Source organism: Roseomonas sp. TS2, from assembly GCF_058833935.1.
The window spans coordinates 1-1,159 of the sequence record NZ_JCACVY010000359.1 but is presented as its reverse complement, the minus strand read 5'-3'; the positions used below and the strand labels follow the sequence as shown (position 1 = coordinate 1,159).

2 protein-coding genes and 1 pseudogene are annotated in these 1,159 nt (G+C 75.5%); all 3 read right to left on the bottom strand.

The window, feature by feature from the left end; genetic code table 11:
* Positions 1-198: hypothetical protein (locus ACZJYS_RS24385; RefSeq protein WP_493180657.1), on the bottom strand; the 198-nt coding region annotated here is incomplete at its 3' end.
* A 2-nt stretch (positions 199-200) separates the two neighbouring features.
* On the bottom strand, positions 201-677 hold the full coding sequence (locus ACZJYS_RS24380) for a hypothetical protein (protein WP_493180656.1): 477 nt from the start codon (positions 675-677) through the stop codon (positions 201-203).
* Between the two features lie 11 nt (positions 678-688).
* A pseudogene (locus ACZJYS_RS24375) lies at positions 689-1,159 on the bottom strand (glycine-rich domain-containing protein); the annotation flags it as partial.

Genomic DNA, 1,159 nt, shown 5'->3' with positions numbered 1-1,159 from the left:
GATGCGCAGGCCATCCGGCCGGATGAGCGTGAAGCGCAGCGCCTGCAGGGCGGCAGCGTCACCGGTCATGGCATCGCGGCCCTCGACCACCAGGCGCACGCTCTCGCCCGTCCAGACGCGGGGCAGCACGATGTCGGGGTGAGCGGCCGAGGAAAGCGCCAGCACCAGGTCGGGCGGGCCCGGGGGCGGGGCTGGCATGGTCAGGCCGCCACGGAGAGGATCTCGGCGGCGCGGGCCGTATCGATCAGCCCGGCGGCCACCAGGGCCTGCACGCCCTCGGCCAGATCCGGGTGGTCCAGCTCCACCTCCTGGCTGGCGGCCAGGTCATCGAGGAACACCTGCAGCGTCGCGTCGCCGGCCTCGAGCGCCTGGCTGGCGGCGAGGGTGATGGCGCCGCGCTCTGCCAGCGTGAAGCGCAGCCGGAACTGGCGCGGGGTGATGACGCGGATCGGCGTCGGCGGCGGCGCCTCGGGCAGCAGCGGTGGCAGGAAGGTGCCAGCCTCGCAGCGCCAGCCCTCCAGCACCTGGCTGGCCTGGTCTTCCGGCAGCGGCACCATCTGCGCCGCGATCTCCGGCGCCATCAAGGCGTCCAGCGGCAGGTCCGCGAAGGTGTCGGGCCGCTGGTAGAGGCTGCGCACGACGCCCTCGACCACATGAGCGTATCGGGTGCTGGTCATGTCGCTGTTCCTCAGGTCCAGAGCACGAGGCAGAGGCCGTTGGCGCCGGCCCCGCCGCTGAAGCCGCCGGCGCCGCCATTGCCGCCGCCGCCCGGAAAGACCCCGCCGGCGCCGGCGCCGTTGACCGATGGGCCAGGGGTCGACGCCATGAAGGCGCTGCCGCCGACGCCGCCGCCCGGCACGCCGCCGTAGTTGATGCCGAGGCCGCCGACGCGCCCCGCGATGACCAGCTGGCCGCCGGAGCCGCCCGTGCCGCCCGCCCCGGCGCCGCCCGTCTGGATCGTGTTGTTGCCGGCGAGGCCGGCCCCGCCGCCGATGGCGGTGAGGTATGCACCGAAGCTGGCATTGCCGCCGGCGCCGCCATTGCTGGGCGTGCCCGCCCCGCCCGAGCCTCCGCCCGGCACGGTGACGGGGATCGACTGGCCGGGTGTCAGGCCGCTGACGATGCCGACCCGGCATTCGCCGGCGCCGCCCGCGCTGCC